Origin of the sequence: Mesorhizobium huakuii, from assembly GCF_014189455.1 — a bacterium.
GTDB lineage: Bacteria > Pseudomonadota > Alphaproteobacteria > Rhizobiales > Rhizobiaceae > Mesorhizobium > Mesorhizobium huakuii_A.
In genome coordinates this window covers 2,750,869-2,767,717 of record NZ_CP050296.1, presented here as the reverse complement: position 1 = coordinate 2,767,717, position 16,849 = coordinate 2,750,869, and the positions used below count along the sequence as shown (strand labels likewise).

The 16,849-nt window shown below is 63.7% G+C and carries 18 protein-coding genes and 1 pseudogene; 11 read left to right on the top strand and 8 right to left on the bottom strand.

The window, feature by feature from the left end; translation table 11 throughout:
* Positions 1-91: 91 nt before the first annotated feature.
* Both HB778_RS13785 and HB778_RS13780 read right to left on the bottom strand, forming a co-directional pair.
* On the bottom strand, positions 92-2,641 hold the full coding sequence (locus HB778_RS13785) for an ABC transporter permease (RefSeq protein ID WP_183464376.1): 2,550 nt from the start codon (positions 2,639-2,641) through the stop codon (positions 92-94).
* Positions 2,641-3,336 (bottom strand): ABC transporter ATP-binding protein, encoded by a 696-nt coding sequence (locus HB778_RS13780; protein WP_183464375.1) that lies wholly within the window; start codon positions 3,334-3,336, stop codon positions 2,641-2,643. Before HB778_RS13780 ends, HB778_RS13785 begins: the two co-directional genes overlap by 1 nt.
* Before the next feature lie 88 nt (positions 3,337-3,424).
* On the opposite strand from HB778_RS13780, the gene HB778_RS13775 reads away from it, so the two are divergent.
* Positions 3,425-4,069 carry an arylesterase gene (locus tag HB778_RS13775; RefSeq protein WP_183464374.1) on the top strand — a complete coding sequence of 215 codons (645 nt, stop codon included), beginning with the start codon at positions 3,425-3,427 and terminating at the stop codon, positions 4,067-4,069.
* A gap of 127 nt (positions 4,070-4,196) precedes the next feature.
* Positions 4,197-4,793 carry an RNA 2',3'-cyclic phosphodiesterase gene (gene thpR / locus HB778_RS13770; RefSeq protein WP_095202665.1) on the top strand — a complete coding sequence of 199 codons (597 nt, stop codon included), beginning with the start codon at positions 4,197-4,199 and terminating at the stop codon, positions 4,791-4,793.
* On the opposite strand, the gene HB778_RS13765 is transcribed toward thpR, so the two are convergent.
* Positions 4,697-5,206, bottom strand: a complete 510-nt coding sequence (locus HB778_RS13765) for a low molecular weight protein-tyrosine-phosphatase (RefSeq protein ID WP_183464373.1) — start codon at positions 5,204-5,206, stop codon at positions 4,697-4,699. The genes thpR and HB778_RS13765 overlap by 97 nt on opposite strands.
* Before the next feature lie 105 nt (positions 5,207-5,311).
* Between HB778_RS13765 and HB778_RS13760 the strand changes: the two genes are divergently transcribed.
* From HB778_RS13760 to HB778_RS13750, 3 genes are all read left to right on the top strand, one after another.
* The gene (locus HB778_RS13760; RefSeq protein ID WP_183464372.1) at positions 5,312-5,608 is read left to right on the top strand and encodes a 4a-hydroxytetrahydrobiopterin dehydratase; all 297 of its coding nucleotides are present in this window, start codon (positions 5,312-5,314) and stop codon (positions 5,606-5,608) included.
* Positions 5,609-5,729: 121 nt separating this feature from the next.
* Positions 5,730-6,092 (top strand): YkvA family protein, encoded by a 363-nt coding sequence (locus tag HB778_RS13755; protein WP_183464371.1) that lies wholly within the window; start codon positions 5,730-5,732, stop codon positions 6,090-6,092.
* 274 nt (positions 6,093-6,366) lie between these two features.
* Positions 6,367-6,870, top strand: a complete 504-nt coding sequence (locus HB778_RS13750; RefSeq protein WP_183464370.1) for an invasion associated locus B family protein — start codon at positions 6,367-6,369, stop codon at positions 6,868-6,870.
* A gap of 55 nt (positions 6,871-6,925) precedes the next feature.
* Here HB778_RS13750 and HB778_RS13745 read toward each other — a convergent pair.
* Together HB778_RS13745 and HB778_RS13740 are read right to left on the bottom strand one after the other, a co-directional pair.
* A pseudogene (locus HB778_RS13745) lies at positions 6,926-7,156 on the bottom strand (chloride channel protein); the annotation flags it as partial.
* 280 nt (positions 7,157-7,436) lie between these two features.
* On the bottom strand, positions 7,437-7,736 hold the full coding sequence (locus tag HB778_RS13740) for a hypothetical protein (RefSeq protein WP_095202661.1): 300 nt from the start codon (positions 7,734-7,736) through the stop codon (positions 7,437-7,439).
* 362 nt (positions 7,737-8,098) lie between these two features.
* On the opposite strand from HB778_RS13740, the gene rlmN reads away from it, so the two are divergent.
* The 3 genes from rlmN to HB778_RS13725 are packed head-to-tail and all read left to right on the top strand — an operon-like array spanning position 8,099 to position 10,256.
* Positions 8,099-9,331: a 23S rRNA (adenine(2503)-C(2))-methyltransferase RlmN gene (rlmN, locus tag HB778_RS13735; protein WP_183464369.1), complete on the top strand. Its 1,233-nt coding sequence runs from the start codon at positions 8,099-8,101 to the stop codon at positions 9,329-9,331.
* Complete coding sequence (locus HB778_RS13730) at positions 9,328-9,777, top strand: hypothetical protein (RefSeq protein ID WP_095202659.1); 450 nt, start codon at positions 9,328-9,330, stop codon at positions 9,775-9,777. The genes rlmN and HB778_RS13730 overlap by 4 nt, the downstream gene beginning before the upstream one ends.
* The gene (locus HB778_RS13725) at positions 9,774-10,256 is read left to right on the top strand and encodes a hypothetical protein (protein WP_183464368.1); all 483 of its coding nucleotides are present in this window, start codon (positions 9,774-9,776) and stop codon (positions 10,254-10,256) included. The genes HB778_RS13730 and HB778_RS13725 overlap by 4 nt, the downstream gene beginning before the upstream one ends.
* Here the strand turns inward: HB778_RS13725 and HB778_RS13720 are convergent.
* Together HB778_RS13720 and HB778_RS13715 are read right to left on the bottom strand one after the other, a co-directional pair.
* Positions 10,228-10,869 (bottom strand): LysE family translocator, encoded by a 642-nt coding sequence (locus HB778_RS13720; RefSeq protein ID WP_183464367.1) that lies wholly within the window; start codon positions 10,867-10,869, stop codon positions 10,228-10,230. The genes HB778_RS13725 and HB778_RS13720 overlap by 29 nt on opposite strands.
* A 155-nt stretch (positions 10,870-11,024) precedes the next feature.
* A complete protein-coding gene (locus tag HB778_RS13715; protein WP_183464366.1) occupies positions 11,025-13,103 on the bottom strand; it encodes a putative bifunctional diguanylate cyclase/phosphodiesterase in 2,079 nt (692 codons plus the stop codon).
* Positions 13,104-13,508: 405 nt separating this feature from the next.
* On the opposite strand from HB778_RS13715, the gene HB778_RS13710 reads away from it, so the two are divergent.
* The 3 genes from HB778_RS13710 (at position 13,509) to HB778_RS13700 (ending at position 15,795) form a co-directional block, all read left to right on the top strand.
* On the top strand, positions 13,509-14,732 hold the full coding sequence (locus HB778_RS13710; RefSeq protein WP_183464365.1) for an argininosuccinate synthase: 1,224 nt from the start codon (positions 13,509-13,511) through the stop codon (positions 14,730-14,732).
* 269 nt (positions 14,733-15,001) lie between these two features.
* Complete coding sequence (locus tag HB778_RS13705) at positions 15,002-15,214, top strand: hypothetical protein (protein WP_244661907.1); 213 nt, start codon at positions 15,002-15,004, stop codon at positions 15,212-15,214.
* Positions 15,215-15,237: 23 nt separating this feature from the next.
* Positions 15,238-15,795 (top strand): hypothetical protein, encoded by a 558-nt coding sequence (locus HB778_RS13700; RefSeq protein ID WP_432421250.1) that lies wholly within the window; start codon positions 15,238-15,240, stop codon positions 15,793-15,795.
* A 78-nt stretch (positions 15,796-15,873) separates the two neighbouring features.
* Here HB778_RS13700 and HB778_RS13695 read toward each other — a convergent pair whose 3' ends face one another.
* Complete coding sequence (locus tag HB778_RS13695; RefSeq protein WP_183464364.1) at positions 15,874-16,671, bottom strand: lytic murein transglycosylase; 798 nt, start codon at positions 16,669-16,671, stop codon at positions 15,874-15,876.
* Positions 16,672-16,849: the final 178 nt, after the last annotated feature.

The following is a 16,849-nucleotide window of genomic DNA, read 5'->3' as shown; positions in this document are numbered from 1 at the left end:
GGTTCGTGAGAGGCCGAAAGGCCGATTCCCGGGCTTTCCGACCGGCATCCTTACCAAGATTTAATCCGCGATGGTGGCTTCGGCCCTGGAATTACAGCTCGCGCAGCACCGGTGCGGCCTTGTGGCCGAGCACCCGCCAGGTGCCGGCGAGGCCGATGCCGACGGTGATCACCAGCGCAAAGACGATGGTCGCCACCGCCACCTGCGGCATGAAATGCGACGGCAGGGTCATGATGCGAGCGACAATGTACCAGGCCGCGATGCCGCCGGCGGCCAGCGCAAAGATGGCGGTGGCCAGTCCGATCAGCATGTATTCGAGAGAGAACGCCGTGATCAGCGTTCTTCTTGTGGCGCCGAGCGTCTTCAGCACCACGGCATCGTGGATGCGCGCCCGGTTGCCGGCGGCGAGCGCGCCGGCCAGCACCAGCACCGAAGCGATCAGCGCCACGCCGGCCGCCGCCCGGATCGCCGTGCCGAGCTGGCCGACCAGCCGGTTGACGACATCGAGCGCGTCCTTGACCCGCACCGTCGTCACCGCCGGAAAGGCGCGGGTGACGGCATTGAGGATGCGCGCGTCGTCGGCCGTGGTGGCATTCTTTTCGGTCAGCGTCGCCATCCAGCCATGCGGCGCCCCGGTGAATGTGTTGGGCGAAAACACCATGACGAAATTGATGCCCATCGTTTCCCATTGGACCTGGCGGAAATTGGCGATCCTGGCCGTCACGTTGCGGCCGAGCACATTGACGGTGACGGTGTCGCCGAGCTTCAGCCCGATTTCCCTGCCTTCTTGCGCCGAGAACGAGACCAGCGGCTCGCCGATATAATTGTCCGGCCACCATTTGCCCTCGGTCAGCGTCGCGTTTTCCGGCTGCCTGGCATCATAGGTCAGGCCGCGATCGCCTTTCAGCACCCAGGCGCCTTCGGCCGGCACCTTGACCTTGTCGACATCGACGTCATTGAGCGCCATCACCCGGCCGCGCAGCATCGGCACCTTGGCCAGCGTCCCCTTTGGCGCCTCCTTGCCGATCAGTGCGGAGAACGCATCGACATCGCTGCCCTGGATGTCGACGAAGAAGAAGTTCGGCGCCCGCTCCGGCAGACTGCTGGAGATCTGCTGCCTGAGATTCCCGTCGATCAGCGCCAGCGTCACCAGCAGCGTCAGCCCGAGCCCGAGCGACAGCACCACCGATGGCGTCAGGGCGCCCGGCCGGTGGATGTTGCCGACGGCGAGCCTGAGTGCCACGAAGCGCACGCGCGGGCTTTTCCTTGCCGCCCACTGCACCAGCGCACCGACCAGCCGCAGCACCAGGAAGGCGAAGATAGTGGCACCGACGAAGATCGAGGCGATGCGCTGGTCGCCGGAAAACAGGATGGCCAGCGCCGCCAAGAGCAGCGCGATGCCGATGGCCGATGCAATATAGACCGGGCGCGGCAGGCCACGGCCTTCCAGCCCCATCTCGCGGAACAGCGCCGTCGCCGGCACGTCGCGGGCGCGGCCAAGCGGCAACAGCGCGAAGGCCAGCGTCACCAGCAGGCCGAACAGCGCCGCCATGGCGAGCGCGCCGGGATAGAAGCCGCCCTCCGCCGGCACCGGAATGACGGATTGGAGCGCAGCACTCGCTACAAAGGGCATCAGCGCGCCGAGCACGAGACCGAGAACGATGCCAAGTGCGGCGATGATCATGATCTGCACGAGATAGACGGCAAAGACGAAGCCGCCGGAAGCGCCCAGGCTCTTGAAGGTGGCGATGACGCCGCGTTTGCCGTCGAGATAGGCGCGCACCGCATTGGCGACGCCGACGCCGCCGACCACCAGCGCCGTCAGCCCGACCAGCGTCAGGAATTGCGAGAAGCGTTCGATGTTGGACGACAGCGCGGGTGCGGCATTGCTGCGCGTGCGGATCGACCAGCCGGCCTCGGGAAAATCCTTCGCCGCCTGATCCTGGATGGCCTTGAGCCGCGCCTCGTCGGCGTTGGCGGGCAGCAGGACCTTGTAGGCATTTTCGACCAGGCTGCCCGGCTGCACCAGTCCGGTCGCCGCCAGTGCCTCGGTCGAGATCATCAGCCTTGGCGCGAAGCCGAAACCGTCGGACACGGCATCCGGCTCGGTGACCAGCCTGGCGCGCAGTTCGAAGGTCGCGGTGCCGAGCTTCAGCCGGTCGCCGAGCTTGAGATGCAGCCGTTCGAACAACAGATCGGGCGCCGCCGCGCCGAAAACGCCAAACTCTTCGCCGAACAGCTCCTGCTTCGACAGCTTCGGTTCGGTTTCCAGCGCGCCGTAGAGCGGATAGGCGTCGTCGACCGCCTTGGCCTCGACCAGCGCCTGGTCCGAGCCGTCGGCCAGGCGCGCCATCGAGCGCATGCTGGCGGTGCGCGAAACGGTGCCCAGCCCGTCGAGGAAGCCACGCTCGGCCTGGCTGGCGTCGCGCTGGTTGATCTGGAAGCGGAGGTCGCCGCCGAGCAGCGTCTGGCCTTGGTCGGCAACGCCGGCACTGATCGAACGGGCAACCGAATTGACGCCGCCGATCGCCGCGACGCCGAGCGCGATGCAGGCAAGGAAGATCAGGAAGCCGGACAGGCCGCCGCGCATTTCGCGCAGCGAGAAGCGAACCGCGAGCTTCAGCGTCTGCGCCAGCGGCATCAGGCGGTGACCTTCAAGGGCGCCGGCGCCTCGATCCGGCCGGAGCGCATCGACACCTGGCGCGAGCAGCGCGCCGCGAGCGCCGGATCATGGGTGACCAGCACCAGCGTCATGCCGCGTTCGGCCGCTTTGGCGAACAGCAGGTCGGCGACCTGCCGCCCGGTCGCCTGGTCGAGATTGCCGGTCGGCTCGTCGGCGATGAGGATGCGCGGCGACGGCGCCAGCGCCCGGGCGATCGCCACGCGCTGCTGTTCGCCGCCGGAGAGCTCGCCGGGATAATGGGTGACGCGGTCACTCAGGCCCACCGCCGCCAGTTCGCGCGCCGCCACCGAAAACGGATCGGCATGGCCGGCCAGCTCCAGCGGCACCGCGACATTTTCGAGCGCCGTCATGTTGGGGATGAGATGGAAGGACTGGAACACAATGCCAATGTTTCGGCCGCGAAACGAAGCAATCTGATCCTCGCTTTTGCCGTTGAGCAACTCGCCGGCGATTCGTACCGTACCCGAATCGACCCGCTCCAAGCCTGCCAGCACCATCAGGAGAGTCGACTTGCCGGATCCCGACGGACCGACGATGCCGGTGGCCTCGCCGCGCGCCACCTCGAGGCTGATGCCCTTCAGCACGTGGACAGACGAAGCGCCTTCGCCGAGCGTCAGCGATACGTCTTTCAGCGCGATGACGGCTTCTGTCAAAATGAAAGCGTCCTATATCAGGTATGAAGGCTCTGCTTGCCGGAAGCCGTCGCCCGGAAGAATGTTTTTGTCATATGGGGCCTGCCGCATGTCTTTCAAACGCCAGATAGCCGCAGGGCTCATCCTTTTCCTCGCCCTTTGCGGCGCCATTTCGTCGGCACAGGCCGAGCCTTTCAAGATCGTCGGCTTCGGTGACAGCCTGATGGCGGGCTTTGGCCTCGGGCCCGGCGAGGGTTTTACCGACAAATTGCAGGCCGCGCTTCGGGCCAAGGGCCATGACGTGACCGTCGCCAATGCCGGCGTTTCCGGCGACACCACCAGCGGCGGCCTGGCGCGGCTCGACTGGTCGGTGCCGGACGGCACCCAGCTGGTCATCCTTGAACTCGGCGCCAACGACATGCTGCGCGGCGTCGCGCCCGGCATCACCAGGAAGAACCTCGACGAGATGCTGGGCAAGCTGAAACAGCGCAAGATCGCCGTGCTGCTCGCGGGCATGCGCGCCGCGCCCAATCTCGGCGCCGACTATCAAAACGCCTTCGACGCCATCTTTCCCGACCTGGCGAAGACATACGGCGTTCCGCTCTATCCGTTCTTCCTCGACGGCGTCGCCGGCCAGCCCGGCCTGCGGCTCGAGGATGGCCTGCATCCGAACGCCAAGGGGGTCGACCAGATGGTCGAGCGCATCCTGCCGACGGTCGAGAAGGCTATCGCGGCGGTGCCTGGAGGTTCGTGAGGCCGGATAAAATGCTTTCCCCAGCGGAAACTTTTAACAAAGCGTGTGACCAATAAACCTCTTGCTCCATTCGACTATCGATGATTCGCTAGGGATGAAAGTTCGATTCGAGGAAGGGAGGCTCTTCATGCCGCGTCTTTTCACCGCCCTCGAAATTCCGCGTGACGCCGCCCTTTCGCTGTCCCTGCTCCGGGGCGGCCTGCCCGGGGCCCGCTGGATCGATGTCGAAAACTACCATCTGACGCTGCGCTTCATCGGCGATGTCCCCGGTCACGTAGCCGATGAGATCGCCAACGCGCTCGACCGCGTCCACCGCCCCTCCTTCTCCCTGACCTTGTCCGGTGTCGGCGCTTTCGGCCAGAAGAAGCCGCACGCGGTCTGGGCCGGCGCTGCCCCTTCGCCGGATCTGGCAGCACTTCAGGGTGAGATCGAGCGCATCTGCCAGCGGCTTGGCATCCCAGCCGACCCACGCAAGTTCATGCCGCATGTAACCCTTGCGCGGCTGCGCAATTCGACCCCGCTGGATGTCGCGCAATATCTGTCGGCGCGCGGCAATTTCTCGACGTTGCCCTTCCGCATCGGCCGCTTCGTCTTGATGTCGTCGCGCGATTCGGTCGGCGGCGGCCCCTATATCGTCGAGGAAGCCTGGCCGCTGTCGGGCACCGACGCCCGCGCCGCCAGCCGTGTCGCCAGCGCCTCCGACGCTTCGCGGATCATGCGGTAGACCTCGGCAAAAGCCTCCGGCCCGACATAATAGGGATCGGGCACGTCGCGCGCCTGTCCATGCGCGAACTCTAAAAACAGGTGCACCCGGTCCCGCGCCACCGGCACCAGCGCTTTGAGATCGGCGACATTCGAGCGGTCCATGCCGAGGATCAGGTCGAAACGCGAGAAATCCTCCGGCCTGACCTTGCGCGCCCTCTGTCCGGAAATGTCGATGCCGTGACGCAAGGCAATCGCGATCGAGCGAGGGTCGGGGGCCGAGCCGACCTCCCAGCCGCTGGTGGCGGCAGAGTCCAGCAGCATGTCGCGCCCGCGTTCCGCCAATACGGTGCGAAACACGCCTTCGGCCAATGGCGAGCGGCAGATGTTGCCGAGGCAGACGAAGAGTATGGAATTTATCGGCTTTATGCTCATTCGATATGCGCCGTTTGTGCATTTGGAACCCCAAAACCGCAAAGCACTTTTGGACGACTTGCAGTATGGTGAGGGTCAAAATTCGAAATAGCACGGGAAATCATCATGACGAGAGAAAAACTCAGCAAGGACGCCATCACTGCTGCCCTTGCCGAACTCGGCGGCTGGTCGCTGGCCACGGACGGCGCCTCGATCAAGCGCAGCTTCGTCTTCAAGAATTTTTCCGAAGCCTTCGCCTTCATGACCCGCGTCGCGCTGGCGGCCGAAAAGATGGACCATCACCCCGACTGGTCGAACGTCTACAAGACCGTGGACGTGACGCTGAACACCCATGACGCCGGCGGCGTCACGGCGCTCGACATCGCGCTGGCCAAGAAGATGAACCGCTATTTCGGCGACTGAGTATACGCTTCGCCGTCAGCGGCGACCCCAAATCGGCACCCCGCATCTTGCAGCCGGGTCCGGCTTTCACCACATTTTCCCAGCGAGACATGCGCCAGGACGCGCACGCAAGGAGTGATTGATGGCGCAACAACCCGGTTTTGATTTCTTCGGCTTTGGCGACAGGTTGGGCGGCGAGGGCGAGGTGCGCGAGAAATTCTGGCGCACGGCCAAGAAGGCCGCGCGGCAGATCCCGTTCATGGAAGAGGTCGTCGCCGCTTACTACTGCGCCATGGACAAGAACACGCCGCTGCGCGCCAAGGGTATATTGGTGGCGGCACTCGGCTATTTCGTGTTGCCCTTCGACCTCATTCCCGACTTCGTCTTCGGGATTGGTTTCACCGACGACATAGCCGTGCTGACCGCCGCGATCACCGCCGTCAGCGCCCACATCACGCCGGCGCATCGGCAGGCCGCCAAGGACGCCATCGCCGACAAGGGCTGAGCACCTTCAAAATGGCACGCGCCCTGTGGGCAGGGCGTTTGGAGGCCAAGCTGAAAAGTCAAACTCTTGCCGCTTTCGTGGCCTCCAAGTCGCCGAAGGGACGTCGCGCCGGCCGCTGACAAGGCGACGGCGCGGGAATGGCGGCGGTTTCCTGGGGTGAGCGTCCTTTTGTTGAGGGAAATTCACCGTTTGGTAACCCAGATTAAATCAAAATGAAGCGACGGCAGGACGCCATGCGGCCCGCCTCCGCACCATTTGGAATACGGGAAAGACAATGCGCGGATTGATAGCACTCGTTTCGAGCCTGGTCCTGGCGGCCTCGGCAGCGCCGGCACTGGCGCAGCAGGCGACCAAGATCGGCCAGCACAATGCCTGGGGCACCTACAGCTATCAGGCGCAGGGCGGCAAGGTCTGCTACGTGCTCACCGTGCCGACCGACAAGCAGCCGCCGACACTCGACCATGGCGACATGTTCTTCTTCGTCAGCCAGCGGCCCGGCCAGCAGGTGTCCTACGAGCCGCAATTCATCGCCGGCTACAATTTCCAGGAAGGCTCCAAGGCCACCGTCACCATCGACAAGAAGTCCTTCTCGATGTTCACGCGCGGCAAGTCGGCCTGGGTCGAGAACGCCGCCGAGGAACCGGTGCTGATCGCCGCCATGAAGACCGGCACCGACATGAAGGTGACGGCGAAGTCCGGCCGCGGCAATCCCACCTCCTATGTCTTCTCGCTGAAGGGCATTTCAGCCGCGCTGACATCGATCGCCAAGTGCAAATAGGCGAAACCAGTTTTTAAACGAAGGGCCGGGCCGCAAAGTCCGGCCTTTTTGCTTTTCAGCCGTGGCCCGATTCTGGCGCTGTCTCTGCCCGACGCCGCCGGATCGCCTCGGCTATGAAGACGCGCGACAGCGCGGGATAGAGCGGCTCGTGCGAGATCATGCGTGCCGTGCCATAGCCCAGCATCGAGGCCAGCATCAGCGCAATGACATTGTCGTGATTGCCGGTCATCTCCAGGATGATGACGAAGGCCGTCATCGGCGCCCGCGCGACGCCGGCCAAATAGCCGAAGCCGCGGATTGGGCTCAGCTAGGCTAGAGCAATTCCAGGAAAAGTGTGAACGGTTGTCCGTCTGGAAATTGCGTCAAAACAAAGAGTTAGAGCGGTTCGCCGTTTCCATGAAACGGTGAAACGCTCTAGAGGTCATGGTCACCTGGCACTCGCATGCGGCCGATCTGTGAGGTGAGATAGCTGCCGCGCGTCCGACTCGCGCGCTTGCTCGGGCCGAAGCCACGTGAGGCCGGCACCGGACGCCCCGCCGGCTCTCGCCGACGGGGCGGTGGCATGACTACATCGCCATTTTTTCACATTCGGCCTGGGCCTTCTTGGTCGACGTATCGATCATGTAGGCTTTGCCCTTGGCGTCGGTGATCATCATCATGCAGTGCTTGATCGGCTTTGCCATCTTCATCATCTCGGCGCCCATCTTTGCGTCCGGCATCATGGTGCCCATGTGTCCATCGGGCATGATTGCCATCACCTCCCCGCCTTTCATCATGGTCATTGTGCCCATTGCGTCTTCTGCAAAAGCCTGCGGGGTGGACAAGCCGACGAGGCCGGCAATGACAGCGAGCTTGATCGAGTTCATTCAGCATACTCCCATTTTGCAAGGGCGTGGTTGCCCCCTTCAGCCTTCGAAGGCGGCAAGGGAATCGTTACGTCAACACGACTATGTGATCGGCTCGCGCGTGGCGGGAAGATTGGGCGCAAGGCTGCCAGTCGGTCGTAGCGGGCTGTTGTCGTGTGACAAACTGGTTGGTCCGATGAACTCTCGGTTTAAACGGCAAAGACCGTCTGTCGATCGGAACATTCGCGATCGAAACACTGCCGGCCCACTCGGGGTTGTGTTCGCCACCGCATGACTCCGCCCTCAACCTGTGCTATGCGCCGCGCTTCAGTTCCCGGCACGATGGATGAAATCGGCCGCAAACCGCTTATATCAGTGCGATCATGACCCTTTCCTTCGACCTCACCACTGAGGGTGCCCGCGACGCGTTGCGCGCCCGCGCCACGCCCGAGAAGCCGTCGCTGATCGGCCTGACCCGCGCCGAGATCGGCGAGGCGCTGGTTGCGTCCGGCATCGTGCCGGAGCGCCAGGCAAAGATGCGCGCCCAGCAGCTCTGGCACTGGATGTATGTGCGCGGCGTCTCAGACTTTGCCGGCATGTTGAACATTTCCAAGGACCTGCGCGCCGAACTCGACAAGCATTTTACCGTCGCCCGGCCCGAAATCGTCGAGGAACAGATTTCTTCCGACGGCACCCGCAAATGGCTGTTCCGCTTTCCGCCGCGCGGCGCCGGCCGGCCCGTGGAGATCGAGACCGTCTACATTCCCGAGGAAGGCCGTGGCACGCTCTGCATCTCCTCACAGGTCGGCTGCACGCTGACCTGCTCGTTCTGCCACACCGGCACGCAGAAGCTGGTGCGCAACCTCACCGCCGAGGAAATCCTGGCGCAATTGCTCACCGCGCGCGACCGGCTCGGCGATTTCCCCGACCGCGACACGCCGGACGGCGCCATCGTCCCCGCCGAGGGCCGCAAAGTGTCCAACATCGTCATGATGGGCATGGGCGAGCCGCTCTACAATTTCGAGGCGGTGAAGAAGGCGCTGCTGATCGCTTCCGACGGCGACGGGCTTTCCCTGTCGAAGCGGCGCATCACGCTGTCGACCTCCGGCGTCGTGCCCGAAATCTTCCGCACCGGCGAGGAGATCGGCGTCATGCTGGCGATCTCGCTGCACGCCACCAATGACGATCTGCGCGACCTGCTGGTGCCGATCAACAAGAAGTATCCGCTGAAGGAACTGATCGCCGCCTGCCGCGCCTATCCCGGCCTGTCGAACGCCAAGCGCATCACTTTCGAATATGTGATGCTGAAGGACGTCAACGATTCCATCGAGGACGCCAAGGGCCTGATCAAGCTGCTCAAGGGCATTCCGGCCAAGATCAACCTGATCCCGTTCAACCCGTGGCCGGGCACCAACTACCAGTGCTCGGACTGGGAAACGATCGAGAAATTCGCCGATTATATCAACAATGCCGGCTATGCCTCGCCGATCCGCACCCCGCGCGGCCGCGACATCCTCGCCGCCTGCGGCCAGCTGAAGTCGGACTCCGAGCGCATGCGCAAGGTCGACCGGCTGGCGCTGGAAGCCATGATGATCGCGGGGCACGGCGAGGCGTGAGCCGTCTCGTCGCCGGGCTCAAACGCATCGCCATCATAGCCGTCGGTTATATCGCCGGCGTGCTGACGTCGATCCTGGTGCCGGTGCTGCTGATCACGCTTCTGGAAGGGATCGAGTACGGCAACTGGTCCATGGTATACACCTTCGACTGGCTGGGTTCCTTCCCGCTCGCCGTGTTGACCGTGGCGGTCTGCGCGCTGCTGATCGTCGGTCCGGCGATCCTGGTCGCCGAATGGCTTGCGCTGCGGGGATGGTTCTATTTCGCCGTCATGGGGGCGGTCACCTCCATCGCCTTTGGCGTTCTTGTCCCGGGCTCGGCCGGAGGCTTTGTTTTCAATCCGGGCTTTCTCGGATTCCTGGCCACGGCCGGCACCGTCGCCGGTTCGGTCTACTGGCTTCTGGCTGGACGCAGGTCAGGCCATCTTGCCAAGCGAAATCCCCGATGACCCGCATCGTTTCCTATCTCGTCCGCTTTGCCATGATCCTGTTCGGCTATGCCGTCGCCTCGCTGGCGGCGAGCGCCTTCCTCAACATCCTGTTCCTGGCCTCGCTCGGCTACACGCCAGACCACACGCATCCGACGGCGACGGCTTCACTGTATTTCTCGATTCCCTTCGTCGCCTTGTTCGTCGCCTATTTCGCCTTCTTGCCGGCGGTCATCGTCATCCTGCTCGCCGAAATCCTCGGCCGGCGCGACTGGCTGTACTATGCCCTAGCGGGTGCTGTGGTGGCGGCCGTCTTCCTCGGCCTGGTCGACCACGCCCAAGAGTCCACCTTCGCCGTCACCGACACCAGCGCCATCATGGCGGTGATCGGCGGCGGCATGGTTGGCGGCATCTTCTACTGGCTGAGCGCCGGCCGCTGGGCCGGAAGCTGGTGGAAGGACGACAGCGCTTCTACTTCGCCTGGGCCGTCAGGATCTTGAGCGCGAAGGCCGAGAACACGCCGGCGAAGAGATAGTCGACCACCCGCGTGACGCGCGGGCTGGCCTTCATCGCAGCGGAAAACTTTTCGGCCGCCAGCACCATCGGCGCCGTCACCGGGATCGACAGCACGATGAACATGGCGCCGAGGAAGAACAGCTTTCCGGGCGCGTGCGGATCATGCGCGGAGACGAACTGCGGCAGGAAGGTCATGAAGAACAGGATGATCTTCGGGTTGAGCAAATTGACGCCGAGCCCCGCCGCCCAGCTGCGCAGCAGCGAGATTTGCGGGCCTGTCTTCTTTTCCGGCGAAAACGCCGAGCCCTTGGCGATCGCCTGCCAGGCCAGGAAGACGAGATAGCCGGCGCCAAAAATCTTCAGCACGAAGAAGGCCATCGGCGAGGCGACGATCAGCGCCGAGACGCCGACCACCACCAGCGTGGTGTGGATCAGCGTGCCGCACAGCGCGCCGGCCATCGAGGCAAAGCCGGTGGCACGCCCCTGGCTCAGCGTGCGCGAGACGAACAAGGTCATGTCGGGACCGGGCGTGATCGCCAGGATGACCGTGGCGATGGCGAACTGGATCAACGTAGCGGTGTCGGGAATGAAGGACATGGACGGCTCCGGGGAACGCGCGAGCCTATACAAGATGCGCTGTGCCGGCGCCAGATGAAGCGGTGGTCCAGCATGGCAATCGCTTCGGCACTACAGTTTCCAGCTTGTTGCGGACCACAATGTCGAAGGCGTTCGGAAAGGGCGAGACGAGAGCATCAGCCGGCGGCAGCCAGCACCCTGACAGGTTCCTCGAAGGCGGGCGGGCCGTCCTGAGGGACAGGACCCCCGATGAGCAGGATCTGATCGATCGGCTTGGGGCGGCCGAGGAAATAACCTTGCGCCTCGTTGCAGCCCTCGACCTGCAGGATGGTAAGCTGGACGTGGGTCTCGACGCCTTCGGCAAGCACGGGAATGTCGAGGCTGCGCCCCAATGTCAGCACGGCGCGGATGATCGCCTTGGCCTGTGGGCTGCGTTCGACATCGGCCATGAAGGAGCGGTCGAGCTTGATCTTGTCGAACGGGAACGAGCGCAGCGTGTCGAGCGAGGAATAGCCGGTGCCGAAATCGTCGATCGCGATCGTGACGCCCAGCGCCTTGATCTGGCGCAGCACGTGCAGCGTCCGCACCTTGTCGGCGACGATCGTCGATTCGGTCAGCTCGAGCTCGAGACGCTTCGGCGACAGGCCGGTTTCGACCAGGATCTGATGGACGAGCGTGGCGAGATCGGCATGGGCGAACTGCACCGGCGACAGATTGACCGCGATCTTGTGGCCATTGTCCCAGGAGGCCGCCTGACGGCATGCGGTGCGCAGCACCCATTCGCCGATCGCCAGGATGGAGCCGTTCTCCTCGGCGATCGGAATGAATTCGGCGGGCGGAACCATGCCGTGCACCGGATGGGTCCAGCGCAGCAACGCCTCGTAGCCGCAGGTGGCGCCGGTCTGAACCGAGGTCTGCACTTGATAGTGCAGCGAGAGCTCGCCGCGGTCGATCGCCTGGCGAAGATCGGTGGCCAGCGCCCGGCGCGCCCGCGCAGTCTCGTCCATGGCCGATTCGTAGAAGCAGACGGCCCGCGTCACGTCGTTCTTGGCCCGGTACATAGCCAGATCCGCATTGCTGACCAGCCTTTCCCGGTCGGCCCCGTCACGCGGATAGACGGCGACGCCGATGCTGGCGCCGGTGATGGTCTCGAAATCGTCGATCTGCAGGGGCTCGAACAATGATTTTTCCAGCCGCGATACCAGGCCGAGCAGGTCGTTCTGGTCCTTGAAGCGCTTGATGGCAGCAAACTCGTCGCCGCCGAGCCGGGCGACGAATTCGCCGTCACCGGTCAGCTTCGCCAGCCTGCGGGCAATGATCTTGAGCGCCTGGTCGCCGGCGGCATGTCCCCTGAGGTCGTTGATTTCCTTGAAACGGTCGAGATCGATGACGATGACGGCGGTCATCGTCTCCTCACCCTCGCGCGCCCGCTCGATCTCGTGGTCGAGGCGGTCGTTGAAGGAGACCCGGTTGGCAAGGCCGGTGAGCGCGTCGTTGAGGGCAAGATGCTGCAGCCGCTCGAAGCTCTCGAGCCGGCCACGCTCGTCGATCAGATAGCTGGCGAAGCCGGTGGCCGCGACGATCAGGCCGACCACGGCGACGGCGACGGCCATGGCTTCGAGGATATCGGGATTGGTGCCCGTGGTGATGAAGGAGAGCGGCGTCACCGCCACCGCCGCCATCGCCGTGAAATGCAGGCCGACGATCGCCAGCACCAGAAGCCCGATGCCGAGATAATGCGACCAGCGGTAAGGCCGGCGCACCGCATGGCCGACCGCCACGGCCGAGAATGCCATCGCGATCAGCACCGAAGCGACGACATAGCGGGCGTCCCATTCGACGATGCCGGCCACGTGATAGGCCATCATGCCGGTATAGTGCATGGCCGAAATCGCCAGGCCGACGGCACAGCCGCCCCATTCCGGCGCCAGGCCGCGGCCTTTGTCGAGCGCAAGGCCGAAGCCCGCCCCGGTTCCGACCATGGCGATGACCAGGGATATCATGGTGAGCGCCGGATCGAAGGTGATCGGCGCGCCGGGCTGATAGGCCAGCATGGCGATGAAATGCGTACACCAGATCGAGGAACCGGCGGCGACCGCGGTCAGGAACAGCCATCCCCGCATCTGCACACCGACGGTTTTCCTGGCGCGGTCCAACAGACCGATCGTCACCCAGCAGCCGGTGACGCACATCAGCGCCGCCAGCAGGACAAGCCACAGATTATGCTCCGTGACGATGCATGAGATAACGCGCATCAAGAATGGTCCAAGCCCGAGGACACCCGCAATGAGCGGGCAAAAGCTGCATCGGCCGGTTGCATGGCCGTGCAGTTCTGTCCCGCTGGTTTAGCGGCAGGACATGAAAACTTGCTTAAATCCAGGGCAAAAATGCAGCCCATGATTGTAGCAGGTTGTTTCCCAGGGGCATAATCCCGAACCGAAGGACCGCGCCGGCGAAAGGTGGGAACCGGTTTTCTCGGACAGATGGTTTCGGTTTGTCCAGAGATCATGCCCCAACAAAGAGATGGATCGCCGCCTGCCGCGCGCTGGATCAGCAGTCTGGCCCCGCGCGCGCTTGCTCGCTTTGCCGTTCCTGCTAAAAGGCGCTCCGACAATCCGTGACGCCCTTGCCCAGGCGTCCACCCATCCGACGGAGCAGAAATGTCCAAGACCAAAGACGTCAAGAAGGTCGTGCTCGCCTATTCCGGCGGCCTCGACACATCCATCATCCTGAAATGGCTGCAGACCGAGCTCGGCGCCGAAGTCGTCACCTTCACCGCCGATCTCGGCCAGGGCGGCGAATTGGAGCCGGCGCGCCAGAAAGCCGAGATGATGGGCATCAAGGACATCCGCATCGTCGATGTGCGCGAGGAATTCGTCTCCGACTTCGTCTTCCCGATGTTCCGCGCCAACACCGTCTATGAAGGCACCTATCTGCTGGGAACCTCGATCGCGCGGCCGCTGATCTCCAAGCACCTCGTCGAGATCGCCAAGGAGACCGGCGCCGATGCGATCGCGCATGGCGCCACCGGCAAGGGCAACGACCAGGTCCGTTTCGAGCTGTCGGCCTATGCGCTGAACCCGGACATCAAGGTCATCGCACCGTGGCGCGACTGGTCGTTCAAGTCGCGCACCGACCTGATCAACTTCGCCGAGCAGCACCAGATTCCAGTGGCCAAGGACAAGCGCGGCGAGGCGCCGTTCTCGGTCGACGCCAACCTGCTGCACTCATCTTCCGAGGGCAAGGTGCTGGAAGATCCGTGGAGCGAGCCGCCGGAATTCGTCCACCAGCGCACCGTCTCGCCGATGGATGCGCCGGACAAGGTCACCGAGATCGAGATCGAATTCCTGAAGGGCGATCCCGTCGCGCTCAACGGCAAGAAGCTGTCCCCGGCGACCATGCTGGCCGCGCTTAACGATCTCGGCCGCGACAATGGCATCGGCCGGCTCGACCTGGTCGAGAACCGCTTCGTCGGCATGAAGTCGCGCGGCGTCTACGAGACGCCCGGCGGCGCCATCCTGATCGTGGCCCACCGCGCCATCGAATCGATCACGCTCGACCGCGGTGCCGCGCACCTCAAGGACGAGTTCATGCCGCGCTACGCCGAGCTCATCTACAACGGCTTCTGGTTCTCGCCCGAGCGGCTGATGCTGCAAGCGATGATCGACAAGAGCCAGGAAGACGTCGAAGGCACGGTGCGGCTGAAGCTCTACAAGGGCAATGTCATGGTCACCGGCCGCAAGTCGAAGAAGACACTCTATTCCGACGCACTGGTCACCTTCGAGGACGACCGCGGCGCCTACGACCAGAAGGACGCCGCCGGCTTCATCCGCCTCAATGCGCTCAGGCTGCGCACGCTGGCCGCACGCAACCGCAAGGGCTGATGCCCGGACAGCAGCCAAACGCTATCAATCATACCTAAGAAACCCGACGGAGACGTCGGGTTTTTATTTGGTTTTTCTAATATAAGAAAAATGAAGTCGCCCGAACTCGGTTCCTGTTTGACCTTTTGGCGGCATCATCTAAGTTCGCTTGTGGGTTTAGGGGGTTTTTGACGGTGAAGAATAGTATTTCTCTTCTGCTTGGCGTGGTCGTCGTCTTGGCGGTATGCCAGTCCTCACAGGCTGGCGCGAAGCGTGACCCGAAGGCGGATATGAACGAATGTATCGCCTCCGCCCGCACGCGGGACCTTACGTTCAAGCATGACATGGCTTTGTTCATGGGCGTCTCGCAGGAGCGCATGCCGGCTTTGTTCTGCCAGCGCCTCGCCGATGGGATACGCAGCGGCCGCATCAGCTATTCCGACATAAACAGGCTGCAGCTCGACCAGCCGACCGAGATATGGAAGGTCATAAAGGGCAGGTGACGGTTGCCGCATCGGAACCGCAGGTGGGAGCCGGTTTTCTGCGCCCGAGCGGGGTGCGCCTTCCCGGCAAATGGCTGGCGGCGCTGCTTCTGCTGCCGAGTCCGGCGACGGCCTCGGCCGAAGATTTCGCGCCGGCCTCTCTCGACCTCGCCGCGCTGATCCAATGCAAGGCAGACGTGCCGACCTATAACGGCTTTGCCCTTTGGCTGGCTGGGGAGCCCGCCGCGGCGGACACGCTTGGCTGGAAGGAGGTTGCATCGGGCAATCCATTCCTCAGCCAGTATCAACTGCCTGCCCCGATCCATGTCTTCGGGCGTGAGACGGGGACAATAGTCTTCACCGCGACAGGGCCGATGGCCGTGCTTGACGGCATTGCCCCGCTCGACCTCGCCCGGCAGCTCGACGTCCCGACGACGGTCTCAACGCCGGACAAATTCTTGGGCGAGAAGGTCGTGGCTGAAAGCACCGAGGATACCGGCGGCGTCAGTCTTGCCACGCGCATCACGCTCAATGTCTCGACCGTCGATACCCATCCCGGCAAGACGCTAGCCGGCTGCTCCTACGCGATTGACGTGAAATAGGGACCAGACCCGGCGGTCCCGTTCCATCAACAAAAAGCCCGGCGCATGGCCGGGCTTTTCGTCGAACAGAGGCTTCAATCAGCCGCCGTCGATCGCGTCGGCGATGCGGGCGATGGCCTGCTGATAGACGCTTGCGGAATTCCAGCCGGCAATCGCGCCCATATTCGCGCTCGCGCTCGCGCCGGCCCGCCAGCCATGGCCCTTGAGGAAGTTGGCGGTGGAAGCCAGCGCTGTCGCCTTGTCGCGCAGGTTTCCGCTGCCGACTGCATATTTCAAGACATTGCCAGGCAGGAACTGCGTATGGCCAACCTCGCCATGCATGGCGCCGACCGACGAGGCGGTCAATGCGCCGCGATCGACCAGCTTCAGGGCCGCAATGGCGTGCGGGTGGAAGTAGGCCGGGCGGCGGCAATCATAGGCAAGCGTCAAAATGGCGGAGACCGTATTCTGGTTGCCCATGGAGGCACCGAAGCCGGTCTCCATACCCCAGATGGCAAGCAGCACACCCGGCGACACGCCGTAATTGGCTTCGATCTGGCTGAACAGCGCCGCGTTCGACTTCTTCAGCGACCGGCCCTTGGAAATGATCGCCGCCCCGCCACGACGCTTCATGAAGTCTTCCACCGAGCCGCTGAAGGCCTTGTGGATGGCGCGGTCGGCCGAGATCGTCCTGGTTGCATAGGTGGCGCCGGCCAGCGCGGCCAGCCCCTTCGAACCGACACCTTCGGACTTGGCGTCCGCGGCAAAATCCTGTTTCCAGGCATCGAAGCCGGCGCCGGTCTTGCCGCAACTGGGCGCCGCCTGTGCACCCGTCGCCAGCCCAAGCACAGCCACCACCGCTGCCGCTAAAATCCTACCCTTGGCAAGAAATGCCATGTTGTTCTCCTGGTTGCCTGATTCACGTCCCGTCTGCGAATTTGCCAGCGAAACGCGCATTTGTCACCGTCTGCGCCGCAATGCTGGCGAATGCCGGGGAATTTGCCTACGATCAAGTGATTATTGTGGCGGGGTCGAAATAGCCATGGGACCTGCGGCGGCGAAGCGGTCGCAAGGC